The 20,004-nt window shown below is 46.1% G+C and carries 13 protein-coding genes; all 13 read left to right on the forward strand.

The features are described from left to right. Nucleotides 1–161 precede the first annotated feature (161 nt). The 13 genes from CXK86_RS09550 (at nt 162) to parE (ending at nt 20,000) form a co-directional block, all read left to right on the forward strand. Nucleotides 162–3,848 carry a dynamin family protein gene (locus tag CXK86_RS09550; protein WP_101313635.1) on the forward strand — a complete coding sequence of 1,229 codons (3,687 nt, stop codon included), beginning with the start codon at nt 162–164 and terminating at the stop codon, nt 3,846–3,848. A gap of 324 nt (nt 3,849–4,172) precedes the next feature. After that, entirely contained in the window at nt 4,173–5,945 is a 1,773-nt protein-coding gene (locus CXK86_RS09555; RefSeq protein WP_036613268.1) for an ABC transporter ATP-binding protein, read from the forward strand. Further along, complete coding sequence (locus CXK86_RS09560) at nt 5,942–7,792, forward strand: ABC transporter ATP-binding protein (protein WP_036672925.1); 1,851 nt, start codon at nt 5,942–5,944, stop codon at nt 7,790–7,792. The genes CXK86_RS09555 and CXK86_RS09560 overlap by 4 nt, the downstream gene beginning before the upstream one ends. A 348-nt stretch (nt 7,793–8,140) precedes the next feature. Continuing rightward, nucleotides 8,141–9,643, forward strand: coding sequence for an AraC family transcriptional regulator (locus CXK86_RS09565; protein WP_180361741.1), 1,503 nt, complete (start codon nt 8,141–8,143; stop codon nt 9,641–9,643). A 131-nt stretch (nt 9,644–9,774) separates the two neighbouring features. Then, complete coding sequence (locus tag CXK86_RS09570; protein WP_101313637.1) at nt 9,775–10,764, forward strand: ABC transporter substrate-binding protein; 990 nt, start codon at nt 9,775–9,777, stop codon at nt 10,762–10,764. Between the two features lie 62 nt (nt 10,765–10,826). Beyond that, nucleotides 10,827–11,849, forward strand: coding sequence for an NAD(P)/FAD-dependent oxidoreductase (locus CXK86_RS09575; RefSeq protein ID WP_076250039.1), 1,023 nt, complete (start codon nt 10,827–10,829; stop codon nt 11,847–11,849). A gap of 252 nt (nt 11,850–12,101) precedes the next feature. Continuing rightward, nucleotides 12,102–13,289: a formate-dependent phosphoribosylglycinamide formyltransferase gene (purT, locus tag CXK86_RS09580; protein WP_047843517.1), complete on the forward strand. Its 1,188-nt coding sequence runs from the start codon at nt 12,102–12,104 to the stop codon at nt 13,287–13,289. Next, nucleotides 13,279–13,737 carry a GNAT family N-acetyltransferase gene (locus CXK86_RS09585; RefSeq protein WP_036613284.1) on the forward strand — a complete coding sequence of 153 codons (459 nt, stop codon included), beginning with the start codon at nt 13,279–13,281 and terminating at the stop codon, nt 13,735–13,737. Before purT ends, CXK86_RS09585 begins: the two co-directional genes overlap by 11 nt. 281 nt (nt 13,738–14,018) lie before the next feature. Continuing rightward, a complete protein-coding gene (locus CXK86_RS09590; protein WP_101313638.1) occupies nt 14,019–14,831 on the forward strand; it encodes a CAP domain-containing protein in 813 nt (270 codons plus the stop codon). A gap of 295 nt (nt 14,832–15,126) precedes the next feature. Further along, on the forward strand, nt 15,127–15,996 hold the full coding sequence (locus CXK86_RS09595) for a GDSL-type esterase/lipase family protein (protein ID WP_036672919.1): 870 nt from the start codon (nt 15,127–15,129) through the stop codon (nt 15,994–15,996). After that, nucleotides 15,997–16,962 carry an ABC transporter ATP-binding protein gene (locus tag CXK86_RS09600; RefSeq protein ID WP_100527270.1) on the forward strand — a complete coding sequence of 322 codons (966 nt, stop codon included), beginning with the start codon at nt 15,997–15,999 and terminating at the stop codon, nt 16,960–16,962. It abuts the gene before it with no gap. Beyond that, a complete protein-coding gene (locus CXK86_RS09605; protein ID WP_036613298.1) occupies nt 16,955–17,944 on the forward strand; it encodes an ABC transporter permease in 990 nt (329 codons plus the stop codon). Before CXK86_RS09600 ends, CXK86_RS09605 begins: the two co-directional genes overlap by 8 nt. Nucleotides 17,945–18,020: 76 nt before the next feature. After that, nucleotides 18,021–20,000 carry a DNA topoisomerase IV subunit B gene (parE, locus tag CXK86_RS09610; RefSeq protein ID WP_036613300.1) on the forward strand — a complete coding sequence of 660 codons (1,980 nt, stop codon included), beginning with the start codon at nt 18,021–18,023 and terminating at the stop codon, nt 19,998–20,000. Nucleotides 20,001–20,004 lie beyond the last annotated feature (4 nt).

Raw genomic sequence — 20,004 nt, forward strand, 5'->3', positions numbered from 1 at the left:
TTCGGTTTTATTTTTTTTAGATTATAGGACTTATACGTTCATTTATGTATATTTAATTCCAATCGTTCAAATTCAAACTTGATAATGTTAAAATAAATGTTGTAAAAGAGATAGACGTCGAAACGGATGTCAAATTAGAGGAGCCAGGGGGAAGGCCAGTCATGTCCAGAACAGATTACCCAAAAGAAATGGCCAAACCTCTGCTTCCGCTGCGTGAAGCGATGGAGCAGACAGGGGACCATACGGCTGTACAGGCTATAACGGATTTAATCAGCAAGGCGGAAATGAAACATCTGACGATTGCGTTCTGTGGTCATTTCTCTGCAGGCAAATCGAGTCTCATCAACAGTTTATGCGGTAAGCGGGTGCTGCCTTCAAGTCCCGTGCCAACAAGTGCGAATGTGGTATCCATACGTAATGGTAAGCCAAGAGCGCTTATTTATACTACTCCAAACGTAAGCGCTGACAATGGAGCAGGGACACTTGAAGTTTCTCCAGAGGAATTGGAGGCGTATTGCAAAAATGGTGGAGCTTACAGCTCGATTGAGGTATGGGATGATATTCCTCTGCTGAAAGATGATGCTGTCCTGCTGGATACACCAGGTGTGGATTCAACAGATCGCGGACATAGTCTCGCAACCCACTCAGCGCTTCATCTGGCCGATGTGGTCTTCTATGTCATGGATTATAATCATGTCCAGTCCGAGACAAACCTTTCATTTGCCAAGAGTCTGTCGGATTGGGGCAAACCGCTGTTTTTGATCGTGAACCAGATCGACAAGCATCGGGAGCGTGAGCTCTCTTTTGACCAATATACCGAAGGTGTCGAAGCTATATTTGCGGCCTGGGAAGTCAGATATGACGGACTGTTGTTTACTTCCCTCCGCGACAAGCAGCATCGCTACAACCAGTGGGATGTGCTTCCGGAACTCATTGGACACATGATGCAAGAGAAGGAAGCGTTAATTACGCACAGTTTGGCAAGTTCGGCCAGTCATGTAACGGAGCAACATCTGACGAGAGAAGCGGAGAAACGTGAAGACGAAGAGAATTCCCTGCTGGATGAGATTGGTGGCAAGGAAGGAATTGAACGTTTGGAACGAGAGTTGGAGCTTCTTGATCAACAAGCAGCAGACATTCGTACCGGGCCTTCGCGAGTGCGCGAGAAATTCCGGGCAGAGCTGGAACCACTTCTGGCAAATGCAAATCTTACACCTGCGGATATTCGTGCGTCGGCTGCCGCCTATTTGGAGAGCTGCAAACCAGGTTTCAGGGTAGGCTTATTGTTCTCTGGTGGCAAAACCGAGCAGGAGAAACAACGCCGTGCTTCTGAGCTGGTCAGACTGTTACAGGATCAGGCTTCCGGACAAGTTGAGGTACATATTCGTACGATGCTTAGACAGCTCGGTGAATCCCATCAGCTATGGGGAGCGGAGTGGGAGCAGGCGCTTAATACGGAGCTGCCTGCTGTAGATGAAGCACTATTGGAGATGAAACGCAGTGCCAGTGCAGAGGTATCTCCAGAGTATGTGATTCAGTTCAGTAAAGATGTGCGGGGCGAGATTGAGGCCCGCTATCGCAGGTCGGCCATGATGCTGGCCGACCGCATGCTGGAAGCGCTGGCAGCGCGAGGCGAAGCCGCGCTTCAGGCGTTGGACGCCAGCCGCGCAGCGCTGCTGGCGCAATCCGCGGCGGCGGCGCGCTACACGGCGCTCCAGCGCAGCGCCGCCGCAGAGGCAGCAGGGCTGCGCAGCCTGCTGCCCCATGCGGGCCCCCTCCCCTCCGGGCTATTGCCGGAGGTGAAGGGCCCGCACGTGCCCGCGGTGCCAGAACCGGGCGAAGCTCCCGGTTCGCATGCGGGCACGTCAACGTCTGTGGCTGCGCAGCCACAGACGCAAGAGGCACCGCCAGCGCAGCGCGCAGTCGCGGCGGCGGTGCCTGGGCCATCGTCGGCGGCTGGCGCTGAACGCCGCCGACGCCTGGACGCAGCAGCGGCACGGCTTGAAGCCGCTGCTGCGCTGGTGGAGCCGTACCCCGCCATGGGGTCGGCGGTACGGTATCTGCGTGCACGCGCGGCTTCGCTTGCGGGCGGCACGTTCACTTTGGCGCTGTTCGGAGCATTCAGCGCCGGCAAATCCTCCTTCGCCAACGCGTTGCTGGGCGAAGCTGTACTACCCGTCTCGCCGCATCCAACAACAGCGGCGATTAACCGAATCATGGCTCCTGCCGGGGGCGCGGAGCATGGAACAGCCCGGGTCCGCATGAAGACCCGGGACGCCTTCCAGGAAGACCTCGGCTATTCCTTCCGGTTACTCGGACTGGGTGAGCCTGGAGCGGAGTGGCAAAAGCGAGTACGTTCCCTCTCACCACAGGATGTACACCCCGCTGGGCGCCCGCATTACAGCTTTTTACAGGCGGCAGCAGCCGGCTGGGAAGAAACAGCGGACCAGTTAGGTCAGGATGTGCTGGTGGATCTGGACGGTTATCGTAACTTTGTCGCAAACGAGAAAAAGTCCTGTTTTGTAGACAGTATCGATCTCTATTACAGTTGCGATGTGACTGAACAAGGCATTGTATTGGTAGACACACCAGGAGCAGACTCCGTGAATGCTCGTCATACGGGTGTAACCTTCAATTATATGAAGAATGCGGATGCACTCATTTTTGTAACGTATTACAACCATGCTTTCTCCCAAGGAGATCGCCAGTTCCTGAATCAGTTGGGACGTGTTAAAGATAGTTCTGCCATGGATCAGATGTTCTTTGTTGTGAATGCCAGTGACTTGTCTTCCTCTGAGGAAGAACTGGAGCAGGTTCTCGATCATGTGAGCACCCAACTGCGCAGTAACGGAATTCGGGCACCACGACTCTTCCCGGTATCTAGCATACTGGCGATGGAAGGCAAGATGGCAGGTGATTCGAAGTTGCTTGAGCAATCCGGTTTTATCCGTTTTGAGGAAGAGTTCAACCAATTTGCAGGCAGAGAATTAGCCGATCTTGCTGTAGGTGGAGCTTCCGAAGAGATGGCACGTGTCATTCAGCGGCTGAAGAAGCGTGCGGAAGATGCGGCTCAGGGGGAGGAAGTATTGCAGCAACGGCGGGATGAACTGGAGACGATCCAGGGACAGTCACGCCAGCGCATACAGCAACTTGCAGCAAGATCCATGAAGGAAGAACTGTCACAGGAAACAGCAGAATTGCTGTTCCATGTGCGGCAGCGACTTGCCTATCGCCTTGGTTTATTCATGGCAGAAGCATTCCATCCATCCGTACTTCGGGAGGATCGGGGCAATCTGAAGATGGCTTTTGCAGCCTGTGGACGTGAACTGTTACGCATGATTGCCATTGAACTGGAGCAGGAACTGCTTGCTACCACCCTCAGACTTGAACAGGCAGGTCAGACCTGGCTGATGAAGCAAGTTACGGATTGTATAGACGAGGTGAGACAGTTATCTGGAGGCGTGGATGTGTCACTGCCACTGAACGAACGCTGGAGTACACCTGTGCTTGAAGAAGTTCGTCTGGAAGAACCGTCCGGATGGAAAAGCTATTTGAATTATTTCCGCAATCCGAAACAGTTCTTCGAAGGAGATGGACGTCAGCGGTTACAGGAGGCACTTGATCCTGTCCTCAAACAGATGATTATTGAAGTTCTTCCTGCTGCGCAAGACAAACTGATTCAGTTTTATGACAACCAGATTTGTCAATCCTTGCAACACCAATCCCGTCAGTTGGAAGAACGTCTGGACGAGGCGGTGAGTGGAATTCAAGATACACTGGAGAGCGGAATTCCGGCGGAGCAATGGACCAGCTTGTCTAACCAACTGGAACAGATTGAACGCAGTTAAAATCACGGCATAACGCGTATTCTCTGGAAGTCTTTGTAAAACAAAATGAATGATACAGCAACACATTGAAAATGTTGCGAAAATCAACCCAAAAAGGCCCCTGCCGAAAAGGCATATAGGGAGCCTTTTTTTGGTACGAACAACCTGAAATAAAGAGAATATTCAAACATTTGATTGAAAGGTGGGTATTTACCTTCGTTAATGCGTCAATAAGCTGAAAGCAGGCAGAATATGGTCTGTTATTCGCTTTGCCGCGAATGGGGTACGGTGATAAACTTCATAAATGTTCATAGTATTTTTGAACGACATAAGAGGAGGAGAAACATGGATGTTCTTAGGCAACTGCAAACCTTTTTTTGGGAAAAGCGAACGTATTTATTTGTATCAATCTTGTTCCTCGCCTTAGCGACCGCACTTGGGTTAGTGTATCCGTACATGCTGAGGATACTGATTGATGACATCATTGTTCCGCGAACTTTTGAAGACGTTCCCATAATTGCCTTGACTGTGTTAGGTGTAGTTATTTTGAAAGCGGGAATGCAGTTTTTACATGGCTTTTTTGGAGGACGCTTGGGTAACTTCCTGGCGTACAGACTTCGTAATGCATGTTACGAAAAGCTTCAATTTTTATCCTTCCGTTATTATGATACGGCCAAGACAGGTGATCTGATGTCCCGCCTCACGGGAGATTTGGAAGCCATCCGTAACTTTATCGGATTTGGTTTCGCCCAGATTCTTAACATGGTTTTCATGGTCGTATTCGGCGCAATCATGATGATGACCATGAGTTGGCAGCTTACGCTGTTCACACTCATATGCATCCCATTACTTGCCTTCGTTGCGCTGAGATTCGAATCCAAAATTCACCCTGCGTTTCAGGAGATGCGGCTGGCGCTCAGTTCACTGACAACAGCGGTACAGGAGAATATCACTGGCGTACGTACGGTAAAATCCTTTGCACGTGAGCCTTATGAAGTGGAGAAATTCTCCATACGTAATGAGCGTTACAAGACAAATCAGATTCATGCCGCAACATTGTGGAGTCGCTATTTTCCGATCATGGAGATTCTTGCTTCGGTGAGTATCGTGCTGTTGCTGGTGATCGGTGGAAGAATGGTTATACAGAAGACGCTGACACTTGGTGAACTCGTTGCCTTTTTCAGTTTGATCTGGTACATAATCGGTCCAATGTGGAACCTTGGGTTCCATATCAACAACTATACGCAATCCAAAGCTTCAGGTGAACGGGTGCTCGAACTGCTGAATACGCCAGTGGATGTGGAAGAAACGCAAGATCCGGTCATTGTGGAAGCAGACCAGGTGAACGGTCATGTGACATTTGAATCCGTTACCTTTGCCTACGGCAACAAAATGCCAGCGGTAACCGATATTAATTTTGACGCTGCACCCGGTTCTGTAATCGGTTTCCTCGGGGGTACAGGGTCAGGTAAATCGACCATCATTCAGCTTCTGATGCGTGCATATAACGTCAACTCGGGAACGATCAAGCTGGATGGCAAAAACATCAAAGACATAGGCATCCGCAGTTTGCGGAGTCAGATCGCTTCTGTTTTCCAGGAAACATTCCTGTTCTCATCCAGCATTCGCAATAATATTTCCTACGGGCTTAAGAATGTCACCATGGATGAGATCATCCGTGCAGCCAAGCTGGCCAAGGCTCATGACTTCATTATGGAGTTCCCGGATGGATATGACACGGTGGTTGGTGAGCGCGGTATGGGTTTATCGGGTGGACAGAAACAGCGGATTGCGATTGCAAGGGCTTTGCTGAAAAATCCGAAAATTCTGGTACTAGATGATGCAACCAGCGCCGTGGACATGGAGACAGAACACGAAATTCAGTCCGGTTTCCAGGAAGTTATGCGCGGCAGAACGACATTTATTATTGCACACCGTATATCTTCACTACGACATGCAGATGAGATTCTGGTGCTCGATGAAGGCCGCGTGGTACAACGTGGCAAACATACCGAACTCATTGAAGTGCCTGGACCATACCAGGATGTTTATAAAATTCAATATGCAGATTATATTGCCCGCGGTAAGCGGGAGGCTGGGGAGCAGGTGAATTCATGAGTGCCGAAACGATAGCAGACAGGCGCGAGGCAAAAGTGGCCTCTGAGAAGAAACTGAATGAACGATTTGTGTATCAGGATGATGAAATTATTGAAAAACCGTTTAACTGGAAAGAATTTGGACGTTTGTTTGCATACATGAAACCTTATGCGAAACAACTATTGCCACTCGTTATTCTAATGATGATCTTGGGTACCATTACAAAATTGTCCGTACCTTTTCTGATCAGTCTGGCGATTGACCGTGCCATCGCACCGGCGACAGGGTTACCAAGCATGACTATGCTTTATCTTATTGCAGGCTCCATATTTGTTTTGTATCTCATCCAGTGGGCTGCCAATACGTACCGGATCAAATTGACAAACATTATCGGACAGCGTGTTATTTATGATCTTCGCTCGGATCTGTTCAAGCATATCCAGAAGCTGTCCTTTAACTTTTTTGACAAAAGACCAGCAGGTTCCGTACTGGTACGTGTTACGAATGATATTAACTCCCTTCAGGATCTATTCACGAACGGTGCAGTTAACGTCATGATTGACTGCGTACAGTTGCTCGGGATCATTGTGATCTTGCTGTTGATTAACTGGAAACTGGGTCTTGCCGTGATCATTACGGTGCCAATCATGTTTATCATCTCGACCAAACTGCGGGTGCTGATCCGTCGGGCTTGGCAGGATGTGCGCATGAAGAACTCTCGGATTAACTCCCACTTGAATGAATCCATTCAAGGGATTCGAGTGACTCAGGCTTACACACAGGAAAAAGAGAACATGAAGTATTTTGACAACATGAACCTGTCCAGCAAAAAGTCATGGGATAGAGCATCAGCGATGAACCAGGGCTTCGGACCGCTGATTGAGATTACCGGCGGATTCGGTACATTGATTCTCTTCTGGTTTGGTGCTTACCTGATTCAACATGATCAGTTGACTGTGGGATTACTTGTCGCTTTTGCCAACTATGTCGGCAACTTCTGGGACCCAATCAACCGTCTGGGACAGATGTACAATCAGTTGCTGGTTGCAATGGCATCATCGGAGCGTATCTTCGAATTCATGGATGAAAAACCAAGTATTGCGGATAAACCAGGTGCCAAGCCACTTCCTTCTATTAAAGGAGATATCGCATTCGAAAATGTGGTGTTCGAATACGAGAAGGGCAGACAGGCGCTGAAAGGGATCAGCTTCTCAGCGGCTGCGGGACAATCGATTGCACTTGTTGGTCATACGGGCTCAGGTAAAAGTACGATCATCAATCTGATCAGTCGTTTCTATGATATATCCGGCGGACGTCTCACCATTGACGGACAGGATGTGCGGGATGTAACGGTAGAGAGTTTACGCAGCCAGATCAGCATTGTATTACAGGATACCTTCATCTTCTCGGGTACGATTCGTGACAATATTCGATTTGGACGACTGGACGCAACGAATGAAGAGGTGGAGGACGCAGCCAAAGCAGTCAATGCACATGAGTTCATCATGAAGCTGCCTGGCGGATATGATACTGAAGTAGAGGAACGCGGGAACGTATTATCCATGGGACAGCGACAACTGTTATCCTTTGCCCGTGCGCTGCTTGCTGATCCACGCATACTGATCCTGGATGAAGCTACAGCCAGTATTGATACGGAGACAGAACTTAAAATCCAGGAAGCGTTGAAGGTGCTGTTGCAGGGAAGAACGTCCTTTATGGTCGCTCACCGTCTCTCAACCATCCGGAATGCAGATAACATTATCGTCCTGGATCATGGTGAAATTAAAGAAGAGGGTAACCATGAGCAACTGATCCAAAAACAAGGCGTCTATAATGGATTAATAGAAGCTCAATACAGATTTTTGTGATGAAACCTTCGGACGCCTGTTAAGCGTCTGAACACATATGAACTTATAACACTCTGGTGTTTTTTAGCCTGATCCTTCAATAATAAGTGCATCTTATTCATTGAAGACAGGTTAGAGGATAGCCGGAGTGTTTTTTTTATTCGTTAGTGTGGTATGTTATATTTTTGAAGAATGAAATCAATACAATCGTTCATGGCTGGAGGGAGATCAATGCAGATGGACAACAACGAAATAAATTCAAAACATTTGGATCACCTGGATCATATGAATTTTAGACTCCTTCACGTGAATTATACGAGTGATCCTGCGACGGAGTGGCTTCTGAGGAAACACTTCATTGAAACATACATGTTATTATTTGTAGCCAGTGGGCAAGGGTGGTTAAAGATAGATGGCAGTTTCATCGAATTGAAGGCGGGCGGACTGTATGTAGGCTTCCCGGGGCAACTGGTTGAGGCAAATGTGCATTCGTTGGATGAAAGAGGCGTGTATCACATGAGTTTTGATGTCATGTACGCACTGGAGCAGGAGGGTGGAACAGCCCTGGATATGATGAAGCAACTTTTACGTAATGAAGTAAATGGCGAGGTCAGCTCATCTTCACCCGTTGCTGTTGGCGTGATCTGTCAGATGATTTACCACCACACGTTGAAGAAGGATGGTTTGCAAAGGTACTATGGTCAGATTCGTTTTCAGGAACTGTTGTATACCATGTTTTACGATGTGGCCTTTACCGAAAAGACGGACCTGGCTTCACCAATTGAACATGTCAAAGGTTACATGGAGCAGAATTATTCGAAGAGATTAACCATTGAGGAACTAGCAAATGTGGCACGAATGAGCCCTCGACATTTCATGCGTTTATTCAAGAAAAGGTATGGTTATAGTCCTGTTGACTATTTAACGCTATATCGAATTAAACAAGCCCAGATCTTAATGAGAAATGATCACAGTTATCGACTCAAGGATGTGGCATCGTACGTGGGTTATCAGGATGAGACGTATTTCCGGCGTAAGTTCAAGCAAATCTCTGGCATTCCACCAGCAGCGTTTATACGTAATAGCAAACAAAAAATTGCTGCAATTCATTCTGTGAGCATTGGTATACTGCTTGCATTGCAGATCATCCCCTGTGCCGCGCCGGCAAGTCATCCGTGGACATACTATTACCGACGTAAATATGAAACGGACAAAGTTATGCCACTCGCAGAGAGTGAGACAACCTGGCTGGAACAGCTTCGATTAGTTAAACCTGATTATATTATTACTGTTGGGACGGAGTCTGAGGATTTGCAAAGACAGCTTCATTCCATTGCTCCTGTGTGTGACCTCCCGTGGGAAAAAGGCGATTGGAGAGAACATTTGAGATATGTTGCAAGCTTTTTGGACAGGTCTGATATTGCAGAGGTATGGCTTCAAAGATATGAAGAGAAGGCAACGACCATAAAGGATCAGCTTGAGGATTTCATACGAAAAGACAGATTAGTTGTACTCAAAGTTTATGGTGAAGCGTTGCAGATGTTAGGCCCAAGGAGCATTGCTTCCGTTTTTTACGTTGATATGCAAATGGAGGGTCCCGAAGGAGTTGAGACTTATTGGGAACGGGGCACAGTAACCATTAAGGAGTTATCTGTTCTCAACGTGGAAAGAATATTATTGATTGTGGGTGATGATGAGACATCCAGGCAGACATGGTCTGCTGTACGTAAGTCTGAAGAATGGCTTGAGTTGTTAGCGGTACAGAATGGCAGAATGGATATCCTTTTGTCGAGCGTCCTGCTGGACTACACTGCGTTTACTCATGAGCTTATGTTGGATGAAATATTAAAGTTATGGCAAGATCGTCCATAGCAAAAAGTCTGAATAGTCAATATCATACCTGAACATATTTTAATATACTTACTCCTATATCAAATGATAATGATAATTATTATTAATTAGACGTTGTCATAACTAAATGCCATATAGGGGGTACATAAAGAATGAGATTCAGATGGTTAACGGTACTATGCACCATGATGTTGGTGCTCATTATTTCGGCTTGCGGTGCAGCAGGCAACGAAGCATCCTCGAGCGAGGGTCAAAAAGCGGGTACCGCCAATTCTTCAACAACAGAAACAAGTCAGGTGAAAAAAGTGAACACGGAATTGGGAGAAGTTGAAATTCCGGTGAACCCACAAAAAATAGTTGGTTTGTCCGTTGTATATCCAGAATTTTTATATTCACTTGGCATCGTACCCATCGCTGTACAGAACTACCATGAGGATTTTCCTTCTTACTTGCAAGAGCCATTCGCAAACACGATGAAAATGGGAATAGGAAGAACGCCTAACTTTGAAGCCCTCATGGAGGCAGATCCGGATTTAATTATCGCTCCTGACTGGTGGTCCAAAAAGGACTATGATCAGCTTACCCTGATTGCACCTACCGTACTTTTGCCACAGCGTGATGATTGGCGCGATGAACTGCGGGATATGGCCAAAATTTTGGACAAAGAAGAACAGGCAGAAAAGGTGATTCAGGATTTGGTGGATAAGGAGAAGGTAGCTGCTGCCAAATTGGATAAGCTGATTGGTGAGGAGACTGTTCTCTACATTAGAGTGATGGAAAAAGAAATCGTCCTTCATGGGGAGAACCTTGACCGAGGAAACTTTGTCCATAAACGATTGGGAATGAATCCACTTCCTAATTTTCCGAAAGATCAAACTGCCATGTCCGTATCCTTGGAAGTACTGCCTGAATACGACGCAGATCATCTGATCGTTCAGCTGGATGATGAGACTAATCCGGAAATTAAAAAGAAATTTGAAGATATGTTATCTTCATCGTTATGGAAAAATCTGAAAGCAGTCAAGCAGGACCACGTCTATATGGTGGGTGGCAAGGAATGGTTCAATCTGGGAATGTCTCCACTTGCCGATGAATATGTCATTGATGATATTGTTGCTGCTTTTGAAGCAAAAAACAAATAAAGCAAACGGGTAAAGTTACATGTATCTCGAATTCATAACTAAATTAACAAGGTGTGTTTAAAATGAATGAAGAAGATATCTATGATGTAACCATCGTCGGAGGCGGACCGGCGGGATTATATGCGGCCTTTTATGCCGGGATGCGTGATATGAGAGTTAAGATCATTGACGGCAAAGACCAACTTGGTGGTTTTCTGCATACCTATTCCGAAAAAACTATTTGGGATGTGGGTGGCCTGCCACCAATGAAGTGTTCAAAGTTGATTGAGTATCTGGTTCAGCAGGCGAATACCTTTAATCCAACGGTTGAATTGAATTGCAAAGTAGATCGGTTCGCTCGACTGGACAACGAGATTTTGGCTCTGTATACTGCTGAAGGCGACATACACTATACGCGTACAATCATTGTTGCAGTGGGCCGCGGTATCGCAGAAATTCAGAAATTGGAGCTTCAGGAGCCGATTCAATGTGAGTATGAAAATCTTCATTACACCGTGCAAAATCCAGAACATTTTTCCGGGAAGCGTGTGCTCATTTCAGGAGGAGGCAACAGTGCAGTAGATTGGGCAATTGAACTTGCTCAACTTGCACGGAGCGTAGTGGTCGTCCACCGAAAAAATGAGTTTCGTGCAATGGAACGCAATGTTAGCGAGATGAACAATGTAACGGATGTCAGAACACCATATAGCATCACACGGCTTCATAATCATGGTGAACGTATCCATCAGGTTGTAATTACACATATGGAGAGTCAGGAAAATGTATTGTTAGATGTGGATGAAGTCGTAGTTAGTCATGGATATAAAAGCAATTTAAGTGATCTTGCCAGTTGTGGCTTAGAAATGGACGATGGAATGGTTCTAATGAGTCACCATGCACAGACGAGTCTGCCGGGTGTTTTTGCTGCAGGGGATTGTGCAACTCACGATAGCAAAGTCAGACTTATTGCCGGAGCCTTCAACGATGCGATTTTAGCTGTAAATAGTGCGAAAAAATACTTGACTCCAGATGCTCCCATGATGGCGTACGTCTCCTCCCATAATGAAATTTTCAGAGAAAAAAACAAGCAAATCCCAAGGTTCTAAACTTGGGGTTTGTTTGCTTATTCATGTTCACTGGAATATTAAAATCTACTCTTTTGACATTTCCTTAATTTTGGGAGGAATGGAAGGAGTATCGAATCTGTGAGCAGTAATTGTAAAATTTGATCGAAAAAACACAAAAAATCTTGTAAAATTCACAAGAAAAATAGGGAGCACTCTTGCAATCTTTAACCAAAACCCCGAAAATAGAGAGACAGATATAGAAGATTTCTCTTTGGGAGGATTGGAAAGAACATGTGGGGTGCTCCTTTTACGGCTCAAGCCAAAAAAATGCTGCTACTAGGCAGTGGAGAATTGGGAAAAGAGGTCGTTATTGAGGCCCAACGACTGGGAGTAGAGACGATCGCTGTTGATCGTTATGAGAACGCACCTGCAATGCAGGTCGCGCACCGGTCTTACTGCATCGACATGCTGGATGCCGAAGCTTTGAAACAATTGATCCGTAAAGAAAAACCTCATTACATCGTACCTGAGATTGAAGCTATTGCAACAGAAGCTTTACTGGAGCTTGAGGAAGAGGGATTTTGTGTAGTACCTACTGCCCGAGCTGCGCGTCTAACGATGGATCGCGAAGGCATCCGTCGGCTTGCAGCCGAACAATTGAAACTTCCGACAGCTGATTACCTTTTTGCGGACAACCTGGAACAACTTCAGGAAGCCGTACGTGAGCTTGGCACACCTTGTGTCATTAAACCATTAATGAGTTCTTCCGGCAAAGGGCAGAGTGTATGCCGAACACCGGGCGACGTGGAGGATTGCTGGAACATTGCTCTTTCGGGGGCTCGTGGCAAATCCGTTCGTGTTATCGTGGAGAGCTTTGTGCAATTTGACAGTGAGATTACATTACTTACCGTTAGGTCTGTATCAGGCACCGTATTTTGCCCTCCTATTGGTCATATTCAGAAGGATGGGGATTATGTCGAATCCTGGCAGCCTCATGCAATGACTCCTGAGCAATGGCAGCAAGCTTGTCATATTGCCAAATCCGTCACGGATGAACTTGGCGGGTATGGACTGTTTGGAGTGGAATTGTTCCTCACATCGGATGGTGTTGTGTTCAGCGAGGTATCTCCTCGTCCACATGACACAGGTATGGTTACAATGGTGACGCAAGACAGTTCCGAGTTTGCGCTGCATGTACGTGCAATTCTTGGTTTTCCGGTCACAGGTGTACATCTGTTGACACCGGGAGCTTCAGCAACGCTGAAGGCTAATGATGAAACATCTGACTTTACTGTAGGCGGGATTGAAGAAGCACTGGCTCTTCCTCGTACTCAGATTCGTGTATTTGGCAAACCTGAGACCAAAGTAGGACGCCGAATGGCTGTAGCCTTAAGTGCTGGTCAAGATGTGGAAGAAGCTCGTAAAACAGCGGTGCAAGCCGCTAATATGCTGAAAGTGGAGGTAAATCATGTCCAATAATGTTGAGGCCCCTGTACTGATGATCCGAGAGTGTGAGCTACGAGATGCTGAAGCGGTAACGGGACTGATGCGAGAGGTCAGCTATCCGACAACAACCAATGTCATGAAAGAACGTATTGAATGTTTGGAAACCAATCCAAACGCATGCATGCTTGTTGCCGAAGTGGATGAACAAATTATTGGTGTGATTGGCTTGCAATGTGTGCAAAGTCATGCCTATCCAGAACCTGCCGCACAAATTACTTCCCTGATTGTAGGTCAAGAACATCGTGGTGGTGGGATTGCCCGTCGTCTGATGGCTCGTGCCGAAGATTGGGGCAGACAGCAAGGTGGTAAACAACTGTTTGTCACGGGTGCAAACCGTGAAGTGACTTCAACAACGTACTCTTTTTATGAGCACATTGGTTTTCAGAAGAGAGGTTATCGGTTCAGTAAAGTTCTTCTATAGTACAAATAAAGTTTCTTCTATTGCATGGAAATTCTCATGATATCCTGATCTGCACATTCTGGTGTGGTGAATGATAAATAGATGGTGAAGCGACATTCGACTAGCATTTTTAGTCCGAATGTCTTTTTTTTTTTGCTTTTGTAAAATCTGTAACACTCTAAAAAATGACAAAAAAGTTACTTTTCCATATTTTGTAGGTTCACAATCTCCTGTCGAATTGATATACTGCTAGAGTATTAATTACAAAGTTGTAATAACTAATCTTAAGGAGATGAATGAATTTGAAAAAGAAATGGATGAAAACTGTCGTAACGAGTAGTCTGACAGCCGTACTGGCCGTAGGGGTAATGCTTCCTGCTTCCGCGTCTGCTGCAGATTCAACATATAAGACTATCACAACGTACAAAATTACAAGCACAGACAGCTTGAAAGCTTACATTGAGAAATGGCTCAAACAAAATGGATACACCGTATCCGAGGGGCAAATTGTAGAGAAACCTGCTACGCAGCCTGATCAAACGACGAAACCTGCTGAGCCGACAACAAAACCAACTCAACCAACAACAAAACCTGCTCAGCCTACAACTAAGCCTGAGCAACCGGCTAAACCAACACAACCAGCTCAAGAAAAACCGGAAACTACACCGGCTAAAGATCCTTCAAACACGGGTAACACAGGTAATACAGGTAACAATACAAGTAATAATGGTAGCGAAAGTACACAATCCGACTTTGCTACTCAAGTTGTAAAACTTGTGAACGCTGAGCGTGCTAAAGCAGGTCTGAACGCTCTGACTTCAGATGCACTTCTGGACAAAGTAGCTGTTGCTAAAGTAAAAGATATGAGTAACAACAACTATTTTGATCACCAGTCACCTACGTATGGTTCTCCGTTTGATATGATGAAACAATTCGGAGTAACTTACAGCTATGCAGGTGAGAACATTGCCCAAGGACAAAAAACACCACAGGAAGTTGTTACAGCTTGGATGAATAGTGAAGGTCACCGTGCCAATATTCTGAGCAAAAACTTTACGCATATCGGTGTAGGTTTCTACAACGGATACTGGGCACAAGAGTTTATCGGTAAGTAATCGATTTATAATGAAGAAAGTATGATTTTCTTTTCCACAAGGTTATGCCAGTACACAGTTCAAATCTGTGTATGGCATAACCTTTTTTCCGTAAAATGACATATAAAAAATGAATTCTGTGAATGCAGCGCCAAAGTTTGCAAATTAACGACAGAACATTTATGTTATTTAGGAATAGCATCATCAGGGCGTGTCTGAAAACTCCGAAGTAAGCGGATTTTCAGACACGCCTTAATGTAAAGTCATTATAAATTATAAAGCACCCGGACTGGTGTACATGAGTGGAGATGTGATGATGAAAAAGAAAAAAAGCCTGGATTCAGCACCATGGATCTGGAGAACTGTCAGTACAGTATCCATCTTGGCAACTTTGTTGTTGTTATTTGGATTTGGTTACGCCATAAAAGACGTGATTTTCCCCGAGGGAGATTCCGCATTAACGACAGGCCAGGAGGCAACTGCTCCATCTAAGGATATCGAGGGGGAACCGGCTGTCGTGGAAGATGGCAAGATTCGGATGGCCGTCATCGGTGATTCTCTGGCAAGAGGCACGGGTGATGATGAAGGACTCGGTTTTGTGAGACGTGCAGGGAATCTGCTTAAAGATAAAGGATATGACGTTCAGGTTCTTAATAATCTGGGTGTAAACGGTTTGAGAACAGATGCTTTATTGGAAAAACTCGATGAGCAAGGCGTACGTTACGTCTTACAACAATCCAATTTTATCTTGCTCTCGATCGGCGCAAATGATTTGTTCCAGGGAGGACAAGTTCTACAGGGGGAAGATCCGCCAACAGCAGAGCAGCTGGCAGCGGCTTTGCCGGAAACGTCGAAGCGCCTTCAAGAGATATTGAAGAAAGTAAAAGAAATTAATCCCGATGCGCAGATTGCGTACATAGGGTTGTACAATCCATTTGGCGATGTGAAGGAACTGGAGAAGCCAGGTAATGCAGTGGTGGCTGCATGGAACGATGCTGCACTGGCTATTTTGAACAATGAGGACAAGATGACACTGGTCCCTACATTCGATTTGTTTGAAAATCATCTGGGGGAGTATCTCTCGTCAGATCATTTCCATCCCAACGGACAAGGTTATGAGCAAATTGCAGTTCGGATTGCACAGGAATTCCAGGCAGATACACCGGCAGAAGGGAGCGGAAATTAAATGGCAGAGCAGCAGTATGATTCCGTCCTATCCGTACAGAATCTGAAAAAGCGGATCGGACGCAAATGGATCATTAAGGACGTTACATTTGACGTAAAACCTGGTGAAATCTTCGGATTTCTCGGTCCCAACGGTGCCGGCAAAACAACTACGATACGGATGCTGGTCGATCTGATCAAACCAACAGAAGGAAAAATTAAAGTTTGTGGTTATGATGTGAATCGGGACCCTGAGCGTGCTTTGAAGTATGTAGGCTCCATTGTTGAAAATCCGGAGGTATATACATATCTGACAGGGTGGGAGAACCTGGAGCATTTCGCTCGCATGCAACCAGGGGTGGACAATGAACGAATTCAGGAAGTTGTAGATATTGTGCGTCTGGATCAGCGGATTCACGATAAAGTCAGAACGTACTCATTGGGTATGCGTCAACGGCTCGGTATTGCACAAGCGCTGCTTGGGCGACCGCGTCTGCTTATTCTGGATGAACCGACAAATGGTCTTGATCCAAAAGGGATTAAGGAACTTCGTGTCTTTATTAAGCAACTTGCCAGCGAAGGTATGGCTGTATTTGTCAGCAGTCACTTGTTAAGTGAGATCCAGCTTCTCTGTGACAGAGTAGCCATTATCAGTGCTGGGCGTGTGCTTGCTGTTGGAGGTGTAAGCGAACTGATTGAAGATCATTCGAAGTTGGCTATATGGCATGTTTCACCACTGGAGCAAGGCAAAAAAATGTTGCAGGATGCAGGCATTGCTCTGGTAGGTCGACCTGCGGATGTGATGGATGATACCATTGTTGCGGGCCTTGGTCCCAACGCTGTGGTTGCCGAGATGCACGAAGATCGAATTCCTGATATGGTGCAACAGATGGTTCAAGCTGGTGTACAGGTTGAAGGGGTACAGCGGATCCAGCCTACGCTTGAACAACTATTCTTAAAAATGACAGAAGGTGAATCCATTGAGTAATATCATGCCGCTGATCCGCAATGAAACGATTAAGATGGTGAAGAAAAAACGGCTTTATATTATATTTATTGTACTTGCGGTCCTCGTACCGATGTTTACGTATGCCCAGATGAAATCTGCCGAGAATAATCGCGACAAGTTTGGCGGCGATTGGCGTCTTGAACTGCAACAGGCCATCACAGACAATCAAAATTCGCTCGGTAGCGATCGGGTACCTGAAGAGTACAAAAAATATAGAACAGTATATATCCAGCAGATGCAGTATTATCTTGAGAATGACATCAATCCCAAAGAACCGGGCGGTGTCACCTTTACGCGGGAGTTCATGAACAACGCGGTTGGATTGTTTATTCCACTGTTAATCATGGCTATTGCTTCAGATCTTGTTTCTGGTGAACGTACGACAGGTACGATTAAAATGCTTTTAACGCGTCCGGTTAGACGCTGGAAAGTGCTTTTGAGTAAATTAATTACGCTGATTATGTTTGTTTCGATCATAGTGGTATCAGCCTACATTATATGTTATGTCATATCGGGTGCGGTCTTTGGTTATAAAGGCTTCAACATGCCAATCTTCACAGGATTCAAAGTTGTGGGAACAGATGTCGATATGTCGGCAGTGCATGCTGTAGACCAGTGGCTGTACATGCTCATGCAGGCAGGACTGATCTGGTTTGTGAGTGTAATTGTGGCTATGCTTGCATTTATGGTATCTGTGCTTGTGCGCAGTACTGCTGCAAGTATTGTTATCATGATGGCCGCTTTGATTGCAGGAACAATCTTGACGAGTATGGCAGCGTCCTGGCAGACCGCGAAGTATTTGTTCATGGTTAACCTCGAACTTCCGAATTATTTGTCTGGCGGGTTACCTCCAATCGAGGGTATGAATTTAGGTTTTTCCCTTATTGTGCTTAGTGTTTGGGGCATTGCTTCACTCATTGTGTCATTCCTTGTCTTTACGAAACGGGATATCTTGAATTAAAATGGACAAGGATAAGAAAACATCTGTTTGCATTTTAGGCATTTTTTTAGTTGCAAGTTAAGAAGGGGGAGCATGAATGGTCGAGCAAATCGATATGTCGGCAGGTTCGACAGGCGGAGGACAGGGGTCTTCAGGCTACGACGCGGACGACATTCAAGTACTTGAAGGGTTGGTAGCGGTACGGAAACGGCCGGGGATGTACATCGGTAGCACCAGCACTTCAGGTTTACATCATTTGGTATGGGAAATTGTCGACAACGCTGTCGACGAACATCTCGCCAAATTCTGCTCCAAAATCGATATCACGCTGCATAAGGACGGTTCTATTACGGTTCAGGATAACGGAAGGGGAATTCCGACAGGTATACATAAAACAGGGATTCCTACTCCCCAGGTCGTGTTTACGATTTTGCACGCAGGCGGAAAGTTCGGTGGATCAGGATACAAAAAATCAGGCGGTTTGCACGGTGTAGGTGCGTCAGTTACTAACGCATTGTCCGAGTGGCTTGAAGTCGAGATTTTCCGTGATGGCAAGATTCATCGTCAGCGATTCGAGTATTGGAAGGACAAAAAAGGGATTGAACATGTCGGTGAACCGGTCTCCGGTCTCGAAGTGTTGGGCAATACCAATCGGACAGGTACAAAAGTTACATTTAAACCGGATATTCGGGTGTTCCAGAGCGGTATTCAATTTAATTATGATACATTGGCAGAACGTCTTCAGGAGATTGCTTTTCTGAATTCGGGTCTGAGAATTGTGCTCAAGGATGAACGTTCGGGCAATCAGGATGAATACATGTATGAAGGTGGAGCAAGCCAGTTTGTTGCTTTTCTTAACGAAAATAAAGATGTGCTGCATGATGTTATTCACTTCTATGCGGAGAAGGATGACATTGAAGTCGAAGTGGCAATCCAGTATAACGCGGGTTATACCGAAACGCTGGCTTCGTTCGTGAACTCGATCTCTACTCGGGGTGGCGGTACACATGAGACCGGATTCAGGGCTGCGTATACTCGTGTAATGAATGACTACGCGCGCCGTACCAGCATGATTAAGGAAAAAGATAAAAACCTTGAAGGCAATGATTTGCGTGAAGGTATGATGGCCGTCATCAGTGTCAAGATGTCAGAGGTTGAGTTCGTAGGTCAGACCAAGGATCAGCTCGGCAGCGCTTCCGCTCGAAGTGCAGTGGATTCGGTCGTGTCCGAGAATATTCAACGGTTTCTGGAAGAAAACCCGCAGGTAGCGCAAACGTTAATTCGCAAAGCGGTCCAAGCCTCCAGAGCCAGAGAAGCAGCCCGCAAAGCACGTGATGATATGCGCACAGGCAAGAAACGTAGCGAAAGTTCCAACCTGAACGGCAAACTAACGCCGGCGCAATCAAAGGATTTTACCCGAAATGAGTTATTTATTGTCGAAGGGGATTCCGCAGGTGGTTCTGCCAAACAGGGACGTGACTCGAAGATTCAGGCTATTCTGCCGCTCAAGGGAAAACCGCTCAATCCGGAAAAATCAAAGCTGGCCGACATTCTCAAAAATGAAGAATACCGCGCCATTACAGCGGCGATCGGGGCGGGCATAGGAACCGAATTTGCAGTTGAAGACAGCAATTATTCCAAAATTATCATTATGACCGATGCGGATACGGACGGCGCACATATTCAGGTGCTGCTGTTGACCTTCTTTTATCGTTATATGAAGCCTTTAATTGATGCAGGCAAAGTATATATTGCTCAGCCGCCATTGTACAAACTTACTCGTAAGTCTGGTAAGCTTGCGAGTGTTCGATATGCATGGACGGATGAAGAACTGGCCAATTATATGAAGGAATTCGGTAATAATGTTGAGCTTCAACGTTATAAAGGTCTTGGTGAGATGAATCCGGATCAACTGTGGGAGACAACAATGAATCCGGAAACTCGTGCGATGCTGAAGGTACAGATTGTTGATGCAGCAAAAGCAGAACGTCGTGTATCTACGCTCATGGGTGATAAGGTTGATCCGCGGAAACGCTGGATTGTAGAGAACGTCGACTTTACAGAGTACGAAGAATAGAAGG

The organism is Paenibacillus sp. BGI2013 (genome assembly GCF_002843485.1).
Taxonomy (GTDB): Bacteria; Bacillota; Bacilli; order Paenibacillales; family Paenibacillaceae; genus Paenibacillus; species Paenibacillus amylolyticus.

Excerpts from the sequence above, each read along its gene's own strand:
- CXK86_RS09560 (WP_036672925.1), top strand. The coding sequence starts at position 5,942 with ATGAGTGCCGAAACGATAGCAGACAGGCGCGAGGCAAAAGTGGCCTCT.
- CXK86_RS09585 (WP_036613284.1), top strand. The coding sequence starts at position 13,279 with ATGTCCAATAATGTTGAGGCCCCTGTACTGATGATCCGAGAGTGTGAG.
- CXK86_RS09550 (WP_101313635.1), top strand. The coding sequence starts at position 162 with ATGTCCAGAACAGATTACCCAAAAGAAATGGCCAAACCTCTGCTTCCG.
- CXK86_RS09555 (WP_036613268.1), top strand. The coding sequence starts at position 4,173 with ATGGATGTTCTTAGGCAACTGCAAACCTTTTTTTGGGAAAAGCGAACG.
- CXK86_RS09570 (WP_101313637.1), top strand. The coding sequence starts at position 9,775 with ATGAGATTCAGATGGTTAACGGTACTATGCACCATGATGTTGGTGCTC.
- CXK86_RS09575 (WP_076250039.1), top strand. The coding sequence starts at position 10,827 with ATGAATGAAGAAGATATCTATGATGTAACCATCGTCGGAGGCGGACCG.
- CXK86_RS09565 (WP_180361741.1), top strand. The coding sequence starts at position 8,141 with ATGTTATTATTTGTAGCCAGTGGGCAAGGGTGGTTAAAGATAGATGGC.
- parE (WP_036613300.1), top strand. The coding sequence starts at position 18,021 with ATGGTCGAGCAAATCGATATGTCGGCAGGTTCGACAGGCGGAGGACAG.
- CXK86_RS09595 (WP_036672919.1), top strand. The coding sequence starts at position 15,127 with ATGAAAAAGAAAAAAAGCCTGGATTCAGCACCATGGATCTGGAGAACT.
- purT (WP_047843517.1), top strand. The coding sequence starts at position 12,102 with ATGTGGGGTGCTCCTTTTACGGCTCAAGCCAAAAAAATGCTGCTACTA.
- CXK86_RS09600 (WP_100527270.1), top strand. The coding sequence starts at position 15,997 with ATGGCAGAGCAGCAGTATGATTCCGTCCTATCCGTACAGAATCTGAAA.